The organism is Achromobacter sp. JD417, assembly GCF_041879325.1.
Lineage (GTDB): Bacteria > Pseudomonadota > Gammaproteobacteria > Burkholderiales > Burkholderiaceae_B > Achromobacter > Achromobacter mucicolens.
This window is the reverse complement of the sequence record NZ_CP087159.1, coordinates 5,089,940-5,111,228: the sequence shown is the minus strand read 5'-3', so window position 1 is coordinate 5,111,228 and position 21,289 is coordinate 5,089,940. Positions and strand designations below refer to the sequence as shown.

Genomic DNA, 21,289 nt, shown 5'->3' with positions numbered 1-21,289 from the left:
ATTTGGGCGCCCAGCATAGCGGCCCGACCTTAACGCAGGATGAATGCCGCCGGAATGATTCGCGCTATGGCGTTCAGCAAGTCTTACAGGCCTTCCAGGCGCGTCAACGTCAGCGCCGCCTGCTCACGCAACGCGGCCTGCGCCTCCTCGGGAAGGTCCTGCCATCGCCGGTACACCATGGCAAGTCGCCGGTTGTCCTCAAGCTGCGATTGGTGGCGAGCAAAAAAATCCCAGTACAGGGCGTTGAACGGACAGGCGCGTTCGCCCGTCTTCTGCTTCTTGTCGTACGGACACGCGTGACAGTAGTCGCTCATCTTGTCGATGTATGACGCGCTGCTGACATAGGGTTTGGTGCCCAGCAAGCCGCCGTCGGCAAACTGGCTCATCCCCACCGTGTTGGGCAGCTCGACCCATTCGCACGCGTCGATGTAGACGCCCAGATACCAACGGTGCACCTCGGCAGGGTCCAGGCCGGCCAACAGCGCGAAGTTGCCGATGACCATCAGGCGCTGGATATGGTGCGCGTAGGCGTTCTCCAGCGAATTGCCGATGGCGTCGCTCATGCAGCGCATGCGGGTCTGCCCGGTCCAGAACCAGGCGGGCAGCGGGCGCGTGTGCCCCAACGCGTTGCGCGTCTCGTACCCTGGCATGTGCGCCCAATACACGCCGCGGACATACTCGCGCCATCCCAGAATCTGCCGGATGAAGCCTTCAACGGCCGCCAAGGGAGCATGTCCCGTTTCGTAGGCGGCCTGCGCCTGACGCACCAGCTCGCCGGGGTGCAGCATCTTGGTGTTCAGGGCGAACGACAACTGCGAGTGAAACAGGCGCGGATTGCCCGCGCTCATGGCGTCTTCGTAGGCCCCGAAGTTGGGCAGCGTGTGCTGGATGAAATGGTCCAGCCATGCAAGCGCCTGCGCGCGATTCAGCGGCCAGCGGAACTGATCGGCCTGCGGATTTCCAAAGCTCTGCACGCCTGCCTGCTGCACCGTTTCCCACAGCGCGCGATGGTCATGCACCCGCCGGACGTCGGGCGGCAGCGGCGGGGTGCCGGGCCAGGGCTTGCGGTTGTCGTGATCAAAGTTCCATCGCCCGCCCACCGGCTCGCCAGATGCGTCCATCAACACGCCGTGACGCCGGCGCATGTGGCGATAGAACGTCTCCATGAGCCAGCTCTTGCGGGGGCCGAAGAACGTGGCCACTTCGTCCCGCGTGGTATGGAAATGCTCGCTGTCGGCCTGCTGCACGGAGAAGGCCTGCGTCGCACTCCAGGCGCCAAGGACTTGGCTGACCCGCCATTCGTCGGGCTGCTGGTAGACCAGTTCGCGGGCGCCGTAGTGCGCCATCAGCGCAGTCAGATTCTGGGTGATGTCCTGCCGGTTACTGGGGTTGTCGATCGCGACATACCTGACGCGATGTCCCGCCTGGCGCAGATGGCGCGCGAAATCTCGCATGGCGGCGAATATCGCCAGGATTTTTTGCGCGTGGTGCAGCACGTAGTCCGTCTCTTGACGCACTTCCATCAGCACATACACCACGTCCGGGTCGGTCCGGGCGAACCAGCTGTGCAGCGGGTTCAGCTGGTCGCCGAGAATCAAGCGCAGGGTGTGCGCGCCAGCGCCCTTGGCTGTCATGGCGCGCGACGCGGCATCAGGAAGCCGGTTCCAGCGGCGGCTGTTCGCGGTCCTGGCTGACCCAGATGAACGCGTCGGTGTCCAGGCCCAACGCCTTGGCGCGGCTCACGATGTCGTCGCGCGTCTGCGCATTCAGTGTCTTGTCGCGCGCGAGGATCCAGGCATAGCTGCGATCCGGGCCCACCACCAGGGCCCAGCGATAATCCGGATCCAATGCGGCCACATGGTAGCCGCCATAGAAGGGGCCGAAGAACGACACCTTCAGCGATGCCACGGACGGATCCCCCGTGAAGCGGGCCAGCCCCTCTGCCGAACGCCAATCGCCATTCGACCCCTTGGCCGGGTCGAATCCGCGGTTCACGACGCGCACGGTACCGTCATCCTTAAGCGTGTAGTTCGCGGTGACGTCCGTCATGCCGCGCTCGAAACGGTGGTCCAGCCGCGCGATTTCGAACCAGCGGCCTTCATAACGATGCACGTCGAACGCGCCCACGGGCGTCACGCCTTTGGGCGGCGTGGTCGCCGCACAGCCATACAACGTCAAGCCCAATAGTCCCAGCGCCACCCACGGCGCGACGCGCCGCAACGGGTGGGTAAAACGACGACCGGCTTCTGCATGGCGCATGGCAAACCTCCGCTGAATTTGAGTCCTGGAAATTATATTTGCGCGGTTTCCGGGCCATGCTTGCGGTTCGGAAAAAATGGAAACAAATCTTGGTGCGTTGGGCGCCTTTTTGATTTTCGTAGAATGCCGAATCCCCATTCACGCGGCGCCTGCCGCCAAGGACGTTTTGCAGTCTGCCAAGAAAACCGTTCGACCGAGCCGTCATGGCGCCTGGACGCGTGCGAGCGCCGCGCTGGCGCTGGCGCTATTGATGACGTCTTCCGTACCGGCGCAGCCGGCCGGGCAAACGCCACGGGCCGCGGCATCCAGCGAGCCGCTGGGCGGGGCCTTCGCACGGGAAGGCGTGCCGAACTCAAGCCTCTACAAGATCACCTACCGCGGCAGGCCTTACCGGCCATTGAACGCCTACCAGTTCCTCCACGTCAGCGCGCTGGGCCCGACCCAAGGCGGCCAGCCAATGCTGCTGGCGGTCTCCAATGACTTCATGGGCGTGGGCACCATCCTGATCGCCGTGCAGAACGACACGCCGCTCGCGCGGGTGTTGAGCCCCGTGGTCGATGTACGCGACCCGGACATGGGCCTGGCGCAACCCGGACGTCAGGACCTGCTGCTGTTCACCGCGGGCTCGCGTGCGCTGGTGACGACGACGGGGCAGGTGCTGTGGTTCGAACACCTGCGCACTGGGGAATCCCAGCGCGCCAACCCGTTGCTGGTATCGGTATCGCCAGACAATCGTCACGGCGCCGTGCTGCTGGACAACGAAATCCGGCTGAGCGTGGCAGACGAAGGCCCCTATGCCGCCATCCCGTTCACCAAGGCAATGCAGCGCGATGCCTTCAAGGCGGCCTGGGACGAGAGCGCGGCGCGTGCGCGCAAGGCGCTGAACGAAGGCCAGCGGATCGACCAGCGCCGGCTTTACGCCAACTTGAAGGCGGAATGGATCAACCGGAATTTCCGGTGGCAAAAGGTGGGCGACAGCTGGCAATTCATCGGGCAGAAGCTCCGGCCCGTCGCGCTTGACGTGCAACCGCGCCGGGAGCCCTGAGATGAAGACTGTCTTCGCAACGCATCGCTTGTGCTGGCTGGCGCTGTCGTGCGCGGCCGCGCTGGCCGGCTGCGCAAGCACTGCGGACGTCTATGAAAAGCACGTCCGCGCCGAAGACGCCAACCCGGCGGACGCGGTGCTGACCTTGGACGTGGCCTTTGCACGGGCGCCGGATTACGCGCCGCGGACCATTGAGTACGGATCGACTGACAAACGGGTGGAATACGCGGGCTACCCCAGCCTTGACGTCCCGTTCTATCAGAAGGGGGTGGGATTTGACCTGGGCATGCTCGGCGATCCGCGCACATTGCTGGCGCTGCCGTACCCGTCGCCCACTACCCGCAGGACCGCCGCGCAATTGAAGATTTTCGGCGAACGCCTGGACGCAACGCACTACCGTTTCGTGGTCTTGCCCCGGTCCGGGTGGCGCAGCACGAACAGTTTTCAGGTGGCATTCGCCATCAATGGCCGGCGCGAAGGCATGACGTTTGCCTACAGCACGGAGAAGGTGTGCGAAAGCCGATTCGACGTGGCGACGCCGACGTACGGCTTCAGGATGTCGGTGGCGGCCAGTTTTCCGGGCGGCAAGCCCGGCTGCCTGAAGGCCTGCGACGCCCGGCCCGGGTACCCGGGGCATTGCGCGTTCTTTTCCGGGATCGAATAATCCCGGGCTTCAGAACTGATACTCGAACCGCGCATACCCCGCTTGCGCCGACGCGTGACCGGTATTGATCAGCGCGTCGTAGCCCAACGAGATCGACGTGGCCTTTGAGGGGCGAAAACCGATGCTCGCGCCGCCCGTGACGTAGTTGCGCGGCAGCGCGACGCCGGGTGCGGCGAAGCGGGTGCCGTCCTGCGACAGGACGGTGACTTGCCGGCTGGTGCCCATCAGTTCGCGCGCATAGCCCACGCGCAACTGGGCATCGATGGCGCGTTCTCCCTCGCCGAACGTCTTGTCCAGCTTGAGCATCACGTAGGGCTGAAGACTGCGCGCGGTGTCGGAATCGACGTTCAGGTTCTGCGCGGAGGCGCCGCTTTCGGTAAAGCTTGCGCCCCGGAAGAACGCGTAGCGCAGCCCGGCGGCGGGCGTCAGCGTGACACTGCCCACGCGCATCGGCACGGCGGCCTGGGTGGCGGCCGAGATTTCGTGCCCGATGTGATCGCCTTGCGCGGTGCCCGACGCGCCAAACGGGCGCTTCTGCGACAGGAAGTCGAGTCCATAGCCGAGCGTTGCCGACACGACGACCGGTCCGAAGTCGCGGCCGCCGTAGAGGGCCAGGCGCACGGTGTCGGTGGCGCCGGAGCTGCCCGTCTCGTCTTCGTTGATCGACGTATGCGCATAGCCGCCGGCCAGACCCACGGTGTAGTCGCCGACGCGCCGGTCGGTGCCCGCCAGAAAGCCGAACTGGTTTGCCTTGAAGCCAGGCTGCCCGTCGTTGGCGTGCAGGCGCGTGCTGGATCCGGTGGCCTCGATCCAGGCGCCGCGCGCGGCCGGCTGCGTCTGCGGCGAGAGCACGAAGCGGCCGAGCAGCGTCGCGTTGACCGATTGCGCGCGCATGATCGCCGCCGTGCCAAGCGCGGTGTAGATGCTGGTGTTGGTGGGAGCGACGATCACGGGGCCAGGGGCGTCGGGGGTGAACAATTGCAGGCCGACCTCGTTTGCGCCGTAGGTGACCGATGGCCTGAGCGTGGAAAGATCCGCGCCGGCGGACGTGGTGCTGGTTACCGTGGCAAAGGTGCCGTTGACGCCGTTGGCGGCCGAAAGCAGGGTATAGCGGCGCGCCGTGTAGGTGCCGGGCGCGTAGACGATGGATAGCCCGCCGTCCAGGGTGGCGGTGCCACCGACGCGCAGCAGCGAGCTTTCCAGCGGATTGACCTCGATGGACAGCGTGGCGTTGCTGGCCTGGGTGTAGTTGCCGCCCACGCTCAACGTGCCGACCGACCCGCCTGGCATGACGATGCCCTGGTTCAAGAGGCTGCCGGCGATCGTGCCGTGACCCTTCAACGTGCCCTGGGCGCCCACGGCCACGTTGCCGCCGAGCAGCGCGGAGTCGTGGTTGGCATCGCCCACGGCCAGCGTGCCGCCGTCCACCCGCGTGAGGCCGGCGAAACCGCTGCTGTCGCCGTTCAGGGTCAACATGCCGGCGCCTTGTTTGGCGAAGACGCCAGAGCCGTTCAATGAACCGTCAAACGTGCTGTCGGCCGGCGAATCCAGCGTCAACGTGCTTGTGCCGAGTTGCAGGCGCGTGCCCGTCCCGCCCGCCAGCGCGGTCACCCGCTGCGCGCCGGCGCCCGACACATCCAGCGCGGCGCCCGGGCCGGCCAGCACGACGTTCGACGCGGACGACAGGCTGCCCGTGACGGCAAGCGTGCCGCTATTGATGGTGGTGGCGCCCGTGTAGCTGTTGGCGCCCGCCAGGACCTGCGTGCCGCCGTCAAGCGTCAGGCCGCCCGTGCCGGCAATGGACCCCGAGAAATTGCCGGCGGCGTTGGTCAGCGTAAGCGTGCGCGCGCCGAGCGCCACGTTCCCCGAGCCGCTCAGGCTCGTTACCGACGCGCCCGCCGCCGTGCCCGAGATATCCAGCGTGCCTTGGTTCGTGATCCCACTGGAGGCTGCGATGCTGCCCGCGCCGTTGATGGCGAGGGTGGCGCCCGGGCTGATCGTGGTCGCGCCGGTATAGGTGTTTGCGCCGGTGAGCGTTTGCGTGCCGCCTCCCACCGTCAGGCCGCCCGTGCCGCCCATGCTGCCGCCGAAGGCGCTCGCCGCGTTGCTGATCGTCAGGGTGCGGCTGCCCAGCGCGACCGCGCCGCTGCCCGTCAACCCCGTGACCGATGCGCCCGCCGTCGCGCCGGAAATATCGAACGTGCCGTTGTTGACGACGACATTGGAGGCTGCGACGCTGCCGTTGCCCGTCAGCGCCAGCGTGCCGCCATTGATCGTGGTCGCGCCGCTATACGTGTTGGTGCCGGTCAGCGTCTGCATGCCGGCGTTCAGCGTGACTCCGCCCGTCCCGCCGATGGCGCCCGCATAGGTGCCCGCCGCGTTCGTCAGCGTCAGCGTGCGCGCGCCAAGCGTGGTGGCGCCAGCGCCAGTCAGACCTTGGACGGAAACACCCGCCGTGGCGCCGGAGATATCGAACGTGCCGTTGTTGATGACGCCGCTGGAGGCCGCGAGGCTGCCGTTGCCTGCCAACGCGAGGGTCGAGCCATTGCCGATGTCGGTCGTGCCGGTATAGGTGTTGACGCCCGAAAGCGTCTGCGTGCCGCCCGCCACCGTGAAACCACCGGTGCCGCCGATCACGCCACTGAAGTCGCCAGCGGCGTCGGTCACCTGCAGGAACCGATTGCCTAGCTCGATGACGCCGGTGCCGGTCAGCGCCTTGACCGACGCGCCTGCGGCGGTGCCAGAGATATCGAACCGGCCATTGTTGACTAGCCCCGACGAGGCCGCGACGCTGCCGTTGCCCGTCAGCGCCAGCGTGCCGCCATTGATCGTGGTCGCGCCGCTGTACGTGTGGTTGCCGGACAGCGTCTGCGTGCCGGCGTTTAGCGTGATCCCGCCCGTTCCGCCAATCGAACCTGCATACGTGCCCGCCGCGTTCGTCAGCGTCAGGGTGCGTGAGCCGAGGGTGGTGGCGCCAGCGCCAGTCAGGGCTTGGACGGAAACATCCGCCGTCGCGCCGGAAATATCGAACGTGCCGTTGTTGATGACGCCGCTGGAAGCCGCGATGCTGCCATTGCCTGTCAGCGCGAGGGTCGCGCCATTGCCGATGTCGGTCGCGCCGGTATAGGTGTTGACGCCCGAGAGCGTCTGCGTGCCGCCCGCCACCGTGAAACCGCCGGCGCCGCCGATCACGCCGCTGAAGTCGCCAGCGGCGCTGTTCACGGTCAGGGACTGGGCGCCCAGCGCGATGACGCCGGTGCCGGACAGCGCCTTGAGCGAAGCGCCCGCGGTGGCCGAGATATCGAACCGGCCATTGTTGACCAGCCCCGACGAGGCCGCGATGCTGCCGTTGCCCGTCAGCGCCAGCGTGCCGCTTGTGATTGTCGTGGCGCCCGTGTAGTCGTGGACGGCCGACGTGGACAGCGTACCGCCCATCGCGGTCACGCCGCCTAATCCGGAAATGGTGCCCGTCAGCGTGAGGGGGGCCGTGCTGGTGTTGAAGGAGACGACGGATGCGGCGTCGGTCAGGATTACGGCATTGCCGAGCGATAGACCCTGGTGTGCCGGGTTGATCTCGGCAGAGGCGCCGGCCTCGACGACCAGATCGCCCACCATCGTAGAGCCCGAGAGCAGCGTGAGTGTGTTCCCCGTGCCCCCAAACTGGATGGCAGCCGCGCGCGTGCCGTTGGCGACGCCGCCAACGATGGTGCCGGCATTTGTGATGTAGTTGGAACCGTGCGTGATCACGCCGGCGCCCGCCGCACCGCCGTTGCTGCTGCCGCCGGTGATGGTTCCGACGTTGGCCAGCGAACTGAAGGCGCCCACGAGATTGACGCCGGCGCCCCCGTTGCCGCTGCTTCCGTTGCCGCTGGCGCCGGCGCCCCCGTCACCGCCCGCGCCGCCGCCTATCGTGCCGAGGTTGATGACGCTGGAGTTGGAGCCTAACATCGCCAGCCCATCGCCACCGCCTCCGCCGCCTCCGCCAAAGCCGCCTGTCCCGCCCGCGCCGCCTACGCCGCCCTCGATCAAACCGGTTGACGAGAGACTTGCGCCGCTGCCGGTCGAAATCATCCCGGCGCCGCCACCGCCACCGGCGCCCGCATTGCCGACGACACCATTGGACGTGGCGCCCCCGGCACCTCCGGCGCCGCCGGAGAGGACGGCATTGACACCGATCGTCGCCGCGGTCCCGCCGTAGTACAGCCCGGTGCCCCCACCGCCGCCGCCGCCGCCGAAGTTGGTGCCGTCTGCGCCCACGTCGCCCGCGGTTCCGCCGAAGTTTGTATTTACGGAGACGTTGGTGGACGAGAGCGCCAGGCCGGTGGCACCGCCGGAAGCGTTGCCACCCGCGTCGCCCGCGGCGCCGCTGCCGCCGCTGCCGCTGGCGCCGGGCGCGCCGCCCGGAACCTGCACCGTGACGGTATTGGCATCGAGCTCGCTGGAGCCGCCGCCCTGGCCGTTGCCCGCGCCGCCGTTGCCGCTGCGTCCCGGGTAACCCGCGCCGCCGGACGCGCCGCAGGCGCTGGCATCGCTGGCGGCGCACCCGGCGGCCCACGCGGAAGGAAAGGCGCAAGTCAGGCCGAGCATCAAGGCGATCTGCCCGGCCTGGTGTGCGGCGCGGGGAAGGGAGCGCCTTGGTGTCCTGCAATGCGTCGCGCTGCCTGGGACTGAGGATCTGGATGTGGCGATTTCGGGCGCGACCTGCATCATTTGCAAGGTCTGATTCCAGACGAGCCGATAGCTGCGGTTCATCGTTGCTTTCCCTTTGCGCGCCCATTAGCCGGCCGGCCCGGAGCCGGCATTCGCTGACAACTGACGCAGCGCTTCTTCATTGGTGGTGGTGGAGCCGGGCGGCGATCCTCCCGAGAGCTCGGGTACGACAGGTCGACATGCCGCCTACGGCATTCGCATGAGGCAGTCGGACTGTATCACCGGGCCGCCGGTCGTCATTCGCGGAATTAAGCCGAATTCTTGAGGCAATTCCAGGCTGGCCGGTTCGCGATGGTCGCATGGCGGCGGTGCAACAGGCGGGCGGACTGAAGTGCAACAGCACTGTGCAAAGGCAAGCGTCACTGGTAAAAAACGTCCGGAGCAGAATAAATCAGAAAACTTATGCGGCCCGTTGTTACGGTTCGCGCCGAGGGGAAGACGATGGGAAAGCCGACCGCAAAGCGACCTTTGCGAGCCAGGGGCACTGTTGTTGGGGCACTGGAACCACGCCGTTCGCTGCCACGTCCCCCGGACTGGCGCGAGATGCTCTCCGTCACTGCCGTGGGGCTCGTCATGGCGCAGCCCGCGGGCGCGGCATTGAGTTGTCCTTCGGTCGACACCAACCCTTCCAATTCCACCACCTGCACCATTTCGTCCAGCCAGGGTGGGTCGGGTGCGCAGGTCAGTGTCGTCAACACCGCCAGCGCCGGCACCGGCGACAACATCGGCGGCTATGGCGGCAACTACACGGTGGTCAACAACGGCGCCGTGCTGCAGCCGAGCGTCCCGCAGGGCGGCATCTTCGTTCGCCTGACGGGCGGCATGGGGTCCAGCGACACCAGCAACAATGCGACGAACGGCGGCAACGGCGGCACCATCACCATCAACAACAACGGCGGGACAATCACCGTTCAGAACGCGCCGACCTCCAGCACCCAAGGCAGCGGTCCTGGCATCTGGGCGGATTCGGGCGCGCAGTTCGGGATCTACGGGGTGTCGGTCGGGGGCATTGGCGCCAATGCCAACGAGACGGTGATTGGCGGGGGCAACGGGGGCCAGGGGGGCGACGGCTCTGCCGTCACCATCACCAATAGCGGCAACGTCAGCGTCTTGAACCTGCCCTATGGCGGCGTGGGCCTCTACGGCGCCAGCATCGGCGCGACGGGCGGAAACCAGGACAACGCGGCGACGGGCGACCAGGTCGGCGGTAATGGCGGCGGAAGCAATATCGTCAATATCTCGAATTCCGGGGCCGTGTCGGTCACCGGTTCCACGTCGCGCTATGCATGGGGCATCGGCGCGGAATCCATCAGCGGCAGTGGCGGGCTGGACAACGGCAGCGGTTCCAGCGGCGGTGCGGTCAATTACTCGAATCCGACGATCATCACCAATACGGGCTCCGTGACGGTGAACGTCAGCGGGACGGCCCTGAGCAGCGTGCGCGGCCTGTATGTCCTGAGCCAGGGCGGCAACGGCACGACGTCCGAGGACGGCAGCGACAACGGCGGCACCGGCGGCCAGTTTGGCGCGATGACGGTGGTGAACTCGGGTCAGGTGTCCGTGTCCAGCACCTCGACCGTGCAGCCTGCGAGCCTGTCGAAGGTGTCCGGCGGGATCGTCGTGATCGGGCTGGGCGGCAATGGCGGCATGGGTCCGCAGACGATCACCAACACCAGCGGCGAAATCGGCGGCTACGGCGGCGGCAACGGCAATACGACCACCACGGTCACCCTGAACAGCGGGTCGTCGGTCACGACCTCGGGCGACTACCTGCCGGGCGTCAACGTGATCACGCAGGGCGGCAACGGTGGGGCGGGACGCGAGGACAGCAACGGGGCGGCCGGCGGCAACGGCGGCACGGTGAACGTCACCCTGAGCGGCAATGCCACCATCAGCACCAATGGCGTGCAGTCCACCGGCATCTCGGCCAGCAGCCTGGGCGGCGCGGGCGGAGGGGTGGAGACCAGCAGCGGCATCATCGACTTCACGCCCGAAAACGCCGGCAGCGGCGGGGCCGGCGGCGCGGTGACGGTGACGACCACCGGCGGCTCCATCCAGACTTCCAACAACTATTCCATCGGCATCCTCGGCCAGTCGATGGGCGGCATTGGCGGCACGACCACGGCGAACTTCGAACTGTTCGGCAATGCCGGCGCGGATGCGGGGATTGGCGGGGCCAGCGGCTCGGTTTCCATCAACAGCCAGTCCTCGATCACGACCACCGGACAGTCCTCGCACGGCATATCGGCGCAGGCCATCGGCGGCGGCGGCGGCACGGCGGGCGTCAGCAGCGGCATCGTTGCATTGGGCGGGGCGGGCGGCACGGCGGTCGCCGGCGGCACGGTCACGATCAACCAGTCCGGCACGCTGACCACGGGCGGAACGTCGGCAATCGGGATGCTGGGCCAGTCCATCGGCGGCGGCGGCGGAGATGGCGGCGCGGCAAGCGGGGTTGCCGTGATCGGCGGGCAGGGCGGCGGCGGCGGCAACGGCGGCTCGTCCACTGTCGGTCTGAACGGCTACACCTTGACCACGGGCGGCGACCATGCGTACGGCATCGTGTCCCAGTCCATCGGCGGCGGCGGGGGAACCGGGGGGGCAGCCTCTTCCTACGACGCCGGCGTCGGCTTTGCCATGTCCGTCGCGGTGGGCGGCACGGGCGGCAACGGCGGCGCGGGTGGCAGCGCCGCGGGCAACGTGTCCAACGCAACCTTGACGACCGGTTCCTCGGGCACCACCAACGGCGATGCGCACGGCGTGGTCGTGCAGTCGATTGGCGGCGGCGGCGGGGCGGGCGGCGCGTCCGTCGCCAAGGCCCTGGCGATTGCGGTGCCAGACGAGGATGCGTCCTTTGGCGTCGCGGTCACGTTTGCCATGGGCGGGTCCGGGGCCTCGGGCGGCGCGGGCGGCACCGCGTCGTCGGCCATCAACAATTCCATCCTGACCACGTATGGTCCCAACTCGCAAGGCGTCCTGGTGCAATCGATCGGCGGCGGCGGCGGGCTGGGCGGCAGCGCATCGGCCCTCTCGACGGTGGTCGGCACCGGCGATTCCGTCGGCGGCACGGTTCAGTCGTCGGTGGGGGGCAGCGGCGGATCGGGCAGCTACGGCGGCAACGCCACGCTCAGCCTGGCGGGCAGTTCCATCACCACGTGGGGAGACTCGGCAAATGCGCTGGTGCTGCAAAGCATTGGCGGCGGCGGCGGGGCGGGCGGCGTGGGTTCCGCCACGGGACGCAGCCCCAATGTGGATGCCAACGTGTCGATCACGGCCAACGTGGGCGGGATCGGCGGCTCGGGCGGACAGGGCGGCACGGCTTCGCTGACCGTCAATCCGGCCAGCACGATCATCACGCACGGCGATGGCGCGCGCGCCGTGCTGGTGCAGTCCATCGGCGGCGGCGGCGGGGCGTCGCAAGGCGGCCAGGTCGGGCTGGCCGTCAACAGCGAAAGCGAAGACAGCACGACCGACGTCAGGGCCACCGTGTCGGTTGGCCGCGGCGGCACCGGCGGCGGCTATGGCGGCGCCATCACCCTGAACAGCGATGGCAATGTCACCACCTATGGCGCCGATGCCGACGGGCTGCTGGTGCAGAGCATCGGCGGTTCGGGCGGGCTGGGCGGTGCGGTCGGCGGCACCAGCCAGAACAATTCCTCCGACGCGCTGGACGACTCCGGCACGACTTACCAGTTCAACGTCTCGGTGGGTGGCAATGGCGGCGCGGGCGGCAATGGCGGCGCAATCGGAACGACGTCCAATGCCGCGAGCGTCGGGGCGTCCACGAACACGTACGGGGATTACGCGGACGCAGCCGTCCTGCAATCCATCGGCGGCGGCGGCGGCGCGGGTGGCGCATCGACCGCCTCGTCCAGCATTTCGTCGTCCAACGTGTCGATTTCGGTGGGCGGCTCGGGCGGAAGCGGCGGGGCGGGCAACAGCATCGTCGCCTTCCTGAACGGCAACGGGACCAACAGCTTCAACACGGCCGGCTATGGCGCGATGGGCATCGTCTTGCAGTCCATCGGCGGCGGGGGCGGCATGGGCGCCACGGGATCGCCGCTGGCAAACGGCTCGCTGCGGGCCGGCGCGACCGGCGGCAGCGGTGGCGCGGGTGGCAGCATCACGGTCACGAGCGGCAGCTACGCGGCCATCCAGACCACCAGCGACAGCGCCTACGGCCTGGTGGCGCAGTCCATCGGCGGGGGCGGCGGCATTGCGATGGCGGGCAGCACGGCCTCGGCCGCGAATCCCGGCAGCCAGCGATTCAACCTGCATGCGGGCGGCGCGGGTGTGGCCGGCGCGGGCGGCACGGTCAATCTGTCCACCGGCCTCAATCTGAACACCCATGGCGATCGGGCCATCGGCGTCATCGCGCAATCGATCGGCGGGGGCGGCGGCATCGTGACGTCCGGCACGGCAACCGGCGTCGGCACGACGGTGCTGGGCGGCGGGAACGCCAATGCCAGCGCCGTGAACGTGGATCTGCGCTACACGCTGGCCACGCATGGCGCGGGCGCGCACGGGATCGTGGCGCAGTCCATCGCGGACGGTGGCGGGATCCTGGGCGACACCACCAAGCTGATCACCACCAACCCGGCCGGATTCCTGCCGACCGCGTTCAGTTCGGGCACCGCCGGGAACGTGACGGTTTCCTTTGACGGCAATCTGTCGACCGCGGGCGCCAACGCCTACGGCATCATTGCGCAGTCGATCGGCGGGGGCGGCGGGCTGGCTGGCGGACCGAACGCCGGCTTTGCCGGGTCGGTCAGCAGCGCCACAGGCAATTCCGGCAGCGTCACCGTGAACCAGAGCGGGACGCTCAGCGTGACGGGTTCGGATGCGACGGGCATCATGGCGCAAAGCCAGGGCGGACAAAGCGAGCAGGGCGCCACGGTCAACATCAACGGCAGCGTGTCGGGCGGCTCCAACTCCGGCAAAGGCGTGTGGATACTGAGCGGCCGGGACAACGTGGTCAACGTCAACGCAGGCGGTTCGCTCAGCGCGCTGTCCAGCACGGCATTGACGTTCAACGGCGATTCGACCACGGCGGCGGGGTCTTTCCTCACCATCAACGACTACGGCACCATCTCCGGCAACGTCTATTGCGGCAACGGCGATTCCACCAATGCCTGCAACTACTACGTGCAGTCCGGCGGCGTGGCCAACGCAGCGACTGCGTATCAGGCCAACGTCATCAACTCGGGGCTGGTTGTGATCGGCTCGCCGGGCCAGTTCCAGACCCTGACCGTCAGCGGCAATTTCAGGCAGTCCGCCAGCGGCGTCCTGCGCGCCGACGTGGACTTCGACCAGATGCGCGCCTCGCAGATGGTGGTGCAAGGCAATGGCGACCTGAATGGCAACGTCGACGTGCTGGCCGCGGCGCTGATGCCGAACCGCGAGCTGACGGTCCTGACGGTCCAGGGCGATTCGCAAGGCAGCGTAGGCGCCGTCGACAGTCCGGTCTTCGATTACGCCACGCGCCAGGTCGGCCCGTCCACGCGCATCCGCGTGGCGGGCGCCGACTTCAACGCGCCGTCGATGCAACTGAAGGCCAACCAGCGTCAGGTCGCCGATCAGCTTCAGCGCATCTGGGATGCAGGCGGCAATTCCGCCCTGGCGCCGCTTTTCGGGCAGCTGGACCAGGCTTCGCGCCAGGGGGCGGGCACGTATCGCGACCGCGTGTCTAGCCTGTCCCCGGGCGTGACGAGCGCGCCGGCGGCGCAATCGGCCGCAAACCTGGGGCATTTCACGGGCGCAATGATGTCCTGCCCCACGTTCACCGGTGTCGATGCCTTCTCGGGCGAACAGAACTGCTACTGGGGCCAGGTCACGGGCCGCGCGACCAGCCAGGATGGCAGCAAAGGCACGGCTGGCTTTGACTACGACACGGTGACCTACCAGATTGGCGGGCAGCGCGAAGTCAGTCCGGGCTGGTTCGTCGGCGGCTCGGTGGCCTACGAAAGCAGCAAGGTGCGCGCCAACGACGGCAGCGTGCGCGGCGATGGCGACAGCGGCTACGCCGGCATGGTCGTCAAGCGCCAGGAAGGGCCGTGGGTATTCTCGGCCGCGGTCGGCGGCGGCTATGGCGGTTATCGCATGGACCGCAACATCGACATCGCGGGATACCAGGACACCTTGACCAGCCGCCCCGACGTCTATGGCTTTAATGCACGTTTGCGCGCCGCCCGCACCTTCGCCTTCGAGAGCGTGTACGTGAAGCCGTACCTGGACTTCGACGCCAGCTATACCCGCATGCCGGGCTACAAGGAATCGGGCGCGAATCCGCTGGCCTTGTCGGTGGACGGCAGCGACCAGTTCATCCTTGGCCTGTCGCCCATGATCGAGTTCGGCGGACGCGCCAAGCTGTCCAATGGCGCGATGCTGCGGCCATTCGTGTACGCCGGCGTGTCGTTCCTGTCCAAGGACGATTGGACGACCACCTCACGCTTGCGCGGGGCGCCCGCCGGCACGGGATCGTTCGATACGTCGCTGCCCATCGACGATGTGGTGGGCAAGGTGGGGGCGGGGCTGCACGTCATGCGCGCCGGGGGGGTCGACTTCCGGCTTCAGTACGACGGCCAGTTTTCCGAGAATGTGCGCAGCCATAGCGGCACGTTGAAGGTCATGGTGCCGTTCTGAGGCGTGCGCCAACGTCGGGTGCGTTCTGACGCTGGAAACTTCTGGGCAGAACGCCACTTGGCGCACGTTGTTCCAAAAAAATAGGCCCACGCCATGGCGTGGGCCTATTTTTATTTACTGCGCTTTAGAACCGGTACGTCGCCTGCAGCTGGAACGTTTGTCCCGACACGTTGCCCGTGTCGAACAGCCGGTCGTAGCTGGCCGTCAGATCCATGGCCTTGCTGACGGGCATCGTGAGACCCATGCCGGCAGAGAACATGCCGCGCGAGGGCGACACGCCGGGCAGCGTGAAACCGGTGCCGTCGGTCGCCGTGGCGTGGAATGCGCGGTTGCTGTCCAAGGTTTCGTAGGCGTAGCCGACGCGGGCCTCGACGACGGCGGGCTTGTCCGACTTCATGCTGAAGGGCAGGCCCACGACGAGTTGCGCATAGGGTTGCAGGCTGTTGAAGTCCTGCGAGCCGACATCCAGGTTCTGGCTGGTGGAGCCCGTTTCGCTGAAGCGTTCGGTGTGCAGGTACAGATAGCGCAGTCCGAGACGCGGCGTGATCGTGAGCGGGCCGGCGGCCAGCGGCAGGCTGGCTTGCAGGCCGGCCGTGATTTCCTGTGCGTCGGTGTCGCCGCGGGCCTTGCCCGGGCCGGGGAAGGACCGGCTCGTCTTGAGGAAGTCGTAGGCGGCGCCGACCGTCGCGGCGAGCGTCACGGCCCCCACGCGGCGGCTGCCGTAGCCGGCGATGCGCAGGGTGTCGATCTTGCCGCTGGCCTCATCTTCGGTCACATCGACGTGGCTGTAGCCGCCCGCGACGCCCAGCGTCCAGGCGCCAACCTGCTGATCCAGCCCCGCCAGAAAGCCGTAATGGCGGTCTTTGTAGCTGGGCGCGTCGTCGTTGCCGCGCACGTTGACGCTGTTGGAGACGATCTGGGCCCAGGCCTGGCGGCCGGGACGCGCGCAATTGGCGGACGTCGCGGCGTCCGCGCAATCCTGACCCAGGCGCGCGAGCAGCGTGTCGTTCACGCGCTGGCCTTCGCGGATGGCGGCCGAGGCGGCCGCGCCGAAGATCGTGGCGTTGGTGGGGGCAATGACGACGGTCCCGCCGCCCGTGTCCGTGTCGCCGCCGGTGTCGGTGCCGCCGCCGGTGTCCGTACCGCCGCCAGTATCTGTGCCGCCGCCGTTATCCGTGCCGCTGGCGGCCAGCGTGAGGGTGCTGCCGTCGGCCAGGTTCTGCACGCTTTGCGCCAGTTCGGCCGGCGCGTTGCTGGTCACGGACGCGAAACGGCCGGTGACGCTGGCCGCGTCGACGATGCGGAAGGACGTCGCGCTGTACGTGCCCGGGCCGTACAGCACGTTCAGGGTGCCGGCCAGGGTGGCGGTGCCGCTCACCTTCAGTTGCGAAGCAGCCGTTGGGCTGACGTCGATGAACAGCGTGCCGGTCGGGGACTGCGTGTAATTGCCCAGGATCGTCAGCGTGCCGATGGAGCCGCCCGGACGCACGATACCGTCGTTGGTCACATTGCCGCCGATGGAGCCGTGCCCGCGCAGCGTGCCGGCGCTGCCGACGGCCACGTCGCCCAGGATGCTGGCGGTGGGATGCGCGGCATCGCCGATCTCAAGCGTGCCCGCGGAAACCGAGGTGCCGCCCGAGTAGGTGTTCACGCCGTTCAGGATCAGCATGCCGCTGCCGGTCTTGGCCAGCGCGCCGCTACCGGTCAGCGTGGAATCGATGATGGCGGTGGCATTGGCGTCGACTTCGATGGCCGAGGTGGCTGCCGCCAGCCCGATGGCGTCGCCGGTGACGCGGTAGCCATCGGTGGAGAACTGCATGCCGTTCACGGCGATTGCGCCGTGGCTGGCGTCGACCGTCACGGTGCCCGCCGCGCCGCCGAACACGGGTCGCACGTCGGTCTGATCGAGCTTGCCGTTGGCGGTGCCGTCGGTCGAGGTCCAGTTCTTGCCGTTGGCCGTCCAGGTGCCGGAGCCACCGGCAATCGTGCCGTCGGCGACGGTGTTGGCGCCGTCCCAGTAGTGGGTCTGGGCGTCGGGCGCGATGGTCACGGTCAGCGCGCCGTTCACGTCGCTCAGTTGGGCGAGCAGGCCGTTGTTGGTGGACACGAAGGCCGTGTTGTTGGCATAAGTGCCGGACCCGGTCGCGCGAACGACCGTGTAGGACTGGCCATTGGCCAACCCCGTGCCGCCCAGGCTGATCGCCGCGCTGCTGATGGACGCCGAGCCGTTCACGTCCAGGTAGCCATAGCTGCTGGTGTCGACGACATTGAAGGCCAGTCCGCCGCCGGTCTGCGAATAGTTGCCTGTGATGGTGATGGGGTTGTTGACCTGAAGGGTCGCGCCAAAGTTGAGGACGGAACGGCCCACCGCAGCGATGTCATTGTTCAGCAGCAGGTTTCCGCCCGAAAACACCAGGTTTGCGCCCGTCACCTTGATGAGGCCTTTGTCGGCCACACCCAGGCCGCCGCTCGCGCCGGTAAGGGTGCCGAAGACGTTGCCGCTGCCGCCTGCGATGGAAAGGGGGATGGTGCTGGCGGTGGTCAGGTCGCCCGCGATGAGGCCGCTGTTGGTAATCGTACTGATATAGCTGTTGCCATCGAGCTGGATCGCCGCATTCCGGCCGGTGATGGTGCCGCTATTGGCGAGCAGGCTTATGCTGCTGGCGCGGGACAGGTAGATGCCGGTATCGAGCGACCCGCCCATGGCGCTGCTGGGCGCACCCACGATCAGGCCCGTGTTGGTGATGGTGCCGGCCGTGCTGGCATCCATGAAGATGCCTGCGATGTCGCCAGAAATGGTCCCGGAATTGGTGAGCGTGTCCACCCGCCCGTTGCCTTGCGCCAGTACGCCCACCTGGCCGGTAATGATGCCGCTGTTGTCCAGCGTGCCGATGAGGCCGTTTTCGGTCACGACGCCGAACCCGACGAGCGATCCGTGCGTGGTTGATGCCTGCAGGGTGCCGACGTTGTTCAGGTTGCTGATCGTGCCGCCATTGTTCCAGATGCCCGCAACCGTGCCGAAGTTGGGGCTGTTGCTGGAAATCATCCCGAAATTGTCGATCAGGGTGATGTTGCCCGCGTTGAACAGGCCGGCCCGATCGCCGGCGATGGAGCCGCCCGTGTTGTTGACCACGCTGGTGATGCTTCCGGAGCCCGTATTCAGGATGCCGGCCACGGTGACGCCCGTTCCGGTGGACCAGATCAGGCCATTGTTTTGCACCTGATCCAGAACGCCGTCGTTCTGCAGGCCCGCCAGCGTGCCAAGGATGGTGCCGGAGTTCTTCAGTAAGAAGCCAGGGGTGGTGATGGCGGCGTGCAGACCGATGTCGGTGCCGGAAAGGCTTCCAAAACCGGTGATCGTAAGGTTGCCATTCGTCCAATCGATGCAATCGACGGCGCCTACAACGGTCGAGTTGGACGAGTAGTTAAGCGCGACGCAACCCGCGGCATGGACCATGCCGGGAAGCAGGCTGGCGGCCACGAGGGAAACAACCGGCAGAATTTGCGTCGACCGGGCAGGCGCCGCCCTCGAGCCGGCTCGCGCGGATGCCGCGGGAAAAGAGGGGGTACGTTTTTTTCGGTGTTTCAGCTTCAAGGCAAGCTCCCGCCTGGGGCGATGTCGGTTGGAATGTGCGGCAACCGTTGGAGCTATGGACTATCCGCGCGGCCGGTGCCAGGGTATGAGGCTAGACAGGCGGCCTTTTGCTGGGGCGTACTATCTCACCCCGCACATTACTGGCGATGGCGCGGTCTCAAAGGCCGCAATAATGCCGAAATTCAGGCCTTTTTCCGGTTGACACTGGCGGCGCGCCGGCTTGGCCGCCGGCTGCGCCCGCATGTTCAGGCCTGGCCGCGCTGAAACCGGGTCGCCAGCGCCTGACCCACGTCGTGCATGACCGGCTTCCAATCGCCCGGCGCGGGCTGGCGAAACAATTGCAGCGACGGATACCAGGGGGAGTCGGACCGCTGCAACAGCCAGCGCCAGTCGGGCAGGAAAGGCAGCAGCACCCAGGCGGGCCGATTCAATGCGCCGGCCAGATGCACGGGAGACGAATCGACCGAGACGAGCAGGTCGGCCAGGGACAGGATTGCGGCGGTGTCCTCGAAGTCGGCGATCTCGGCATCCAGCGGCACGATGTTCATGCCGGGCGGGGCCGTGGCGGCCTGGGCCGCGGCGGGGCCTTTCTGGATGGCCAGGTACGTGATGCCGGGCACGGCCAGGGGCGCCATGTCCGCCAAGGCAAGAGACCGGTTGGCGTCGTTCGAATGCGTGGGTCTGCCTGCCCAGGCCAGCGCCACCCACGGCCGTGGCAAGCCGGCCAGCCGCTTGCGCCATTTCTCGACGCGGGCCGCATCGGCCGACAGGTAGCCGACCTGGTCCGGCAGGTCGGTCATGCGCAGGCCGATCGCCATGGGCAGGGACATCAGTTCGCAGTGCTGGTCGAACGGCGGGGGGATCTGTCCGCGCGGGAAGGCGTCCGGGCCGACGAGGCGCCGGGCGAAAGACAGCAGGTCGGGATGGACTTCCAGCACGACACGCGCGCCGCTGCGGCTCCGGGCCGCGTCGATCAGGCGCATGAATTGCAGCGTGTCGCCGTACCCCTGTTCGTCATGAATGAGCAGCGTCTGGCCATCGATGCGGCTGCCGTCCCAGCGCGGCCGCTGCACCTTGCGGTCCATCGCCGCGGTATGGGAAAGGCTGTAGCGCCAACGGTATTCCGTCCAGCCGCGCTCGAAGTCCCCTTGCAGCAAGCGCGTTTCGGCCAGGTCGAATCGGGCGGACAGGTTGCCGGGCATGGCGGTGACGAGCATGGTCTGGATGTCAGCGGCTTCCTGAACGCGGCCCTGGTATTTCACCGCCAGGCCCAGAAGCCGCCACAGCGTGGCGGGCGCGCCACGAGGGTCCATGTGCTGGCGCAGCAGCCGCTCGGCTTCGTCGTGTCGCCGTTCCGTCAGCAAGGCGCCGGCATGGCTTACCAATGCCTGCACGTCCTGCTCGGCGGCAGCGGGCATGGCGCGGCTGGCATCGATGGGGGCCGTTGCGGCCGGTGACGGCGCATCGCCCGCCATGGCGGACATGGTGGACGTTTCGAGCGCGGCCCGCAGCCGTGCGCGCAGTTGCAGCGCACTGCCGTGGCCGGGGGCAAAGGCCAGCAGCGCTTCGATCCATTGCAGCGCTTGTGCGGGCCGCGACCGTGCCGCTTCGACTTCCGCCAGATTGATGTACGCGTTCGCCAGGCGCGGGTTGCATTCGATGGCGCGCTGCCCGGCGTTTGCCGCGGCCTCGTGATCGCCCAGTTCGCGCAGCACGAAGGCGAGGTTGCTGTGCGCCTCGGCGTAGTCGCCGCGCAATGCGAGCGCCTGGACGTAATGCTGACGCGCTTCGTCCAGGCGATTCACGCCCGTGTACGCGTTGCCGAGGTTGTTGAGGGCTTCCGGGCTGTGCGGCTGAAGTTGCGCCACCCGTTCAAGACATTCGACGCTGTCGGCGTGGCGCCCGGATTCCTGCAGGATGATTCCCAGGTTGTTCCACGCCATGACCAGCCCGGGCTCTCGTTGCGTGGCATGGCGCGCGGCGGCCTCGCCTTCAGCGAGCAGGCCTTGCTGCCGGCAGATTTCAGCCAGGTTGCCAAAGTAGACCGCGGGCGCGGCGTCGGTCCGGCAAGCGTGCCGCAGCAGGTCGAGCGCCAGCGCGGGCTGGCCATGCGCGTGCGCGATCAGGCCCAGCAGGTGGGAGGCATCGGCCTGTCCTGGCGATGCGGCCAGAATGCGGCGGCAGAGGACCTCTGCCTGGGCCGCCTGTCCGGCGTTCCAATGGGCGTGGGCCTGTTGCAGGGCTTCGCGCAGGGAAAGCTGCGTGCCTGTCGTTGGCGGTGGCGGTGCGGGCGTGGGGGCCATGGTGAGACCAGCGGCCGCCGTGCGGGCCGGCCTGAAGGGAAACGTGAAGCGCAGATTCTAGTGCCTTCGCGCAG

8 protein-coding genes are annotated in these 21,289 nt (G+C 67.7%); 3 read left to right on the top strand and 5 right to left on the bottom strand.

Annotated features, from left to right (window positions below):
• Positions 1-83 precede the first annotated feature (83 nt).
• Positions 84-1,634, bottom strand: coding sequence for a cryptochrome/photolyase family protein (locus tag LN047_RS23620; protein WP_373980359.1), 1,551 nt, complete (start codon positions 1,632-1,634; stop codon positions 84-86).
• Between the two features lie 16 nt (positions 1,635-1,650).
• Positions 1,651-2,259: a lipocalin family protein gene (locus LN047_RS23615; protein ID WP_373980358.1), complete on the bottom strand. Its 609-nt coding sequence runs from the start codon at positions 2,257-2,259 to the stop codon at positions 1,651-1,653.
• Between the two features lie 250 nt (positions 2,260-2,509).
• Here LN047_RS23615 and LN047_RS23610 point away from each other — a divergent pair, with 250 nt between their 5' ends.
• Together LN047_RS23610 and LN047_RS23605 are read left to right on the top strand one after the other, a co-directional pair.
• A complete protein-coding gene (locus LN047_RS23610; RefSeq protein ID WP_373980357.1) occupies positions 2,510-3,304 on the top strand; it encodes a hypothetical protein in 795 nt (264 codons plus the stop codon).
• A gap of 1 nt (position 3,305) precedes the next feature.
• Positions 3,306-3,968, top strand: a complete 663-nt coding sequence (locus LN047_RS23605) for a hypothetical protein (RefSeq protein WP_373980356.1) — start codon at positions 3,306-3,308, stop codon at positions 3,966-3,968.
• A 9-nt stretch (positions 3,969-3,977) separates the two neighbouring features.
• Here LN047_RS23605 and LN047_RS23600 read toward each other — a convergent pair whose 3' ends face one another.
• A complete protein-coding gene (locus LN047_RS23600) occupies positions 3,978-8,720 on the bottom strand; it encodes an autotransporter domain-containing protein (RefSeq protein WP_373980355.1) in 4,743 nt (1,580 codons plus the stop codon).
• 501 nt (positions 8,721-9,221) lie between these two features.
• Here LN047_RS23600 and LN047_RS23595 point away from each other — a divergent pair.
• Complete coding sequence (locus LN047_RS23595; RefSeq protein ID WP_373980354.1) at positions 9,222-15,317, top strand: autotransporter outer membrane beta-barrel domain-containing protein; 6,096 nt, start codon at positions 9,222-9,224, stop codon at positions 15,315-15,317.
• 124 nt (positions 15,318-15,441) lie between these two features.
• Here LN047_RS23595 and LN047_RS23590 read toward each other — a convergent pair whose 3' ends face one another.
• Both LN047_RS23590 and LN047_RS23585 read right to left on the bottom strand, forming a co-directional pair.
• Entirely contained in the window at positions 15,442-18,798 is a 3,357-nt protein-coding gene (locus tag LN047_RS23590; RefSeq protein WP_373980353.1) for an autotransporter domain-containing protein, read from the bottom strand.
• A gap of 359 nt (positions 18,799-19,157) precedes the next feature.
• On the bottom strand, positions 19,158-21,215 hold the full coding sequence (locus LN047_RS23585) for a tetratricopeptide repeat protein (protein ID WP_373980352.1): 2,058 nt from the start codon (positions 21,213-21,215) through the stop codon (positions 19,158-19,160).
• Positions 21,216-21,289: the final 74 nt, after the last annotated feature.

Bases quoted from the DNA above. Each gene is read 5' to 3' on its own strand.
- LN047_RS23595 (WP_373980354.1), top strand. From the start codon at position 9,222: ATGCTCTCCGTCACTGCCGTGGGGCTCGTCATGGCGCAGCCCGCGGGC.
- LN047_RS23585 (WP_373980352.1), bottom strand. From the start codon at position 21,215: ATGGCCCCCACGCCCGCACCGCCACCGCCAACGACAGGCACGCAGCTT.
- LN047_RS23600 (WP_373980355.1), bottom strand. From the start codon at position 8,720: ATGAACCGCAGCTATCGGCTCGTCTGGAATCAGACCTTGCAAATGATG.
- LN047_RS23615 (WP_373980358.1), bottom strand. From the start codon at position 2,259: ATGCGCCATGCAGAAGCCGGTCGTCGTTTTACCCACCCGTTGCGGCGC.
- LN047_RS23605 (WP_373980356.1), top strand. From the start codon at position 3,306: ATGAAGACTGTCTTCGCAACGCATCGCTTGTGCTGGCTGGCGCTGTCG.
- LN047_RS23610 (WP_373980357.1), top strand. From the start codon at position 2,510: ATGACGTCTTCCGTACCGGCGCAGCCGGCCGGGCAAACGCCACGGGCC.
- LN047_RS23620 (WP_373980359.1), bottom strand. From the start codon at position 1,634: ATGACAGCCAAGGGCGCTGGCGCGCACACCCTGCGCTTGATTCTCGGC.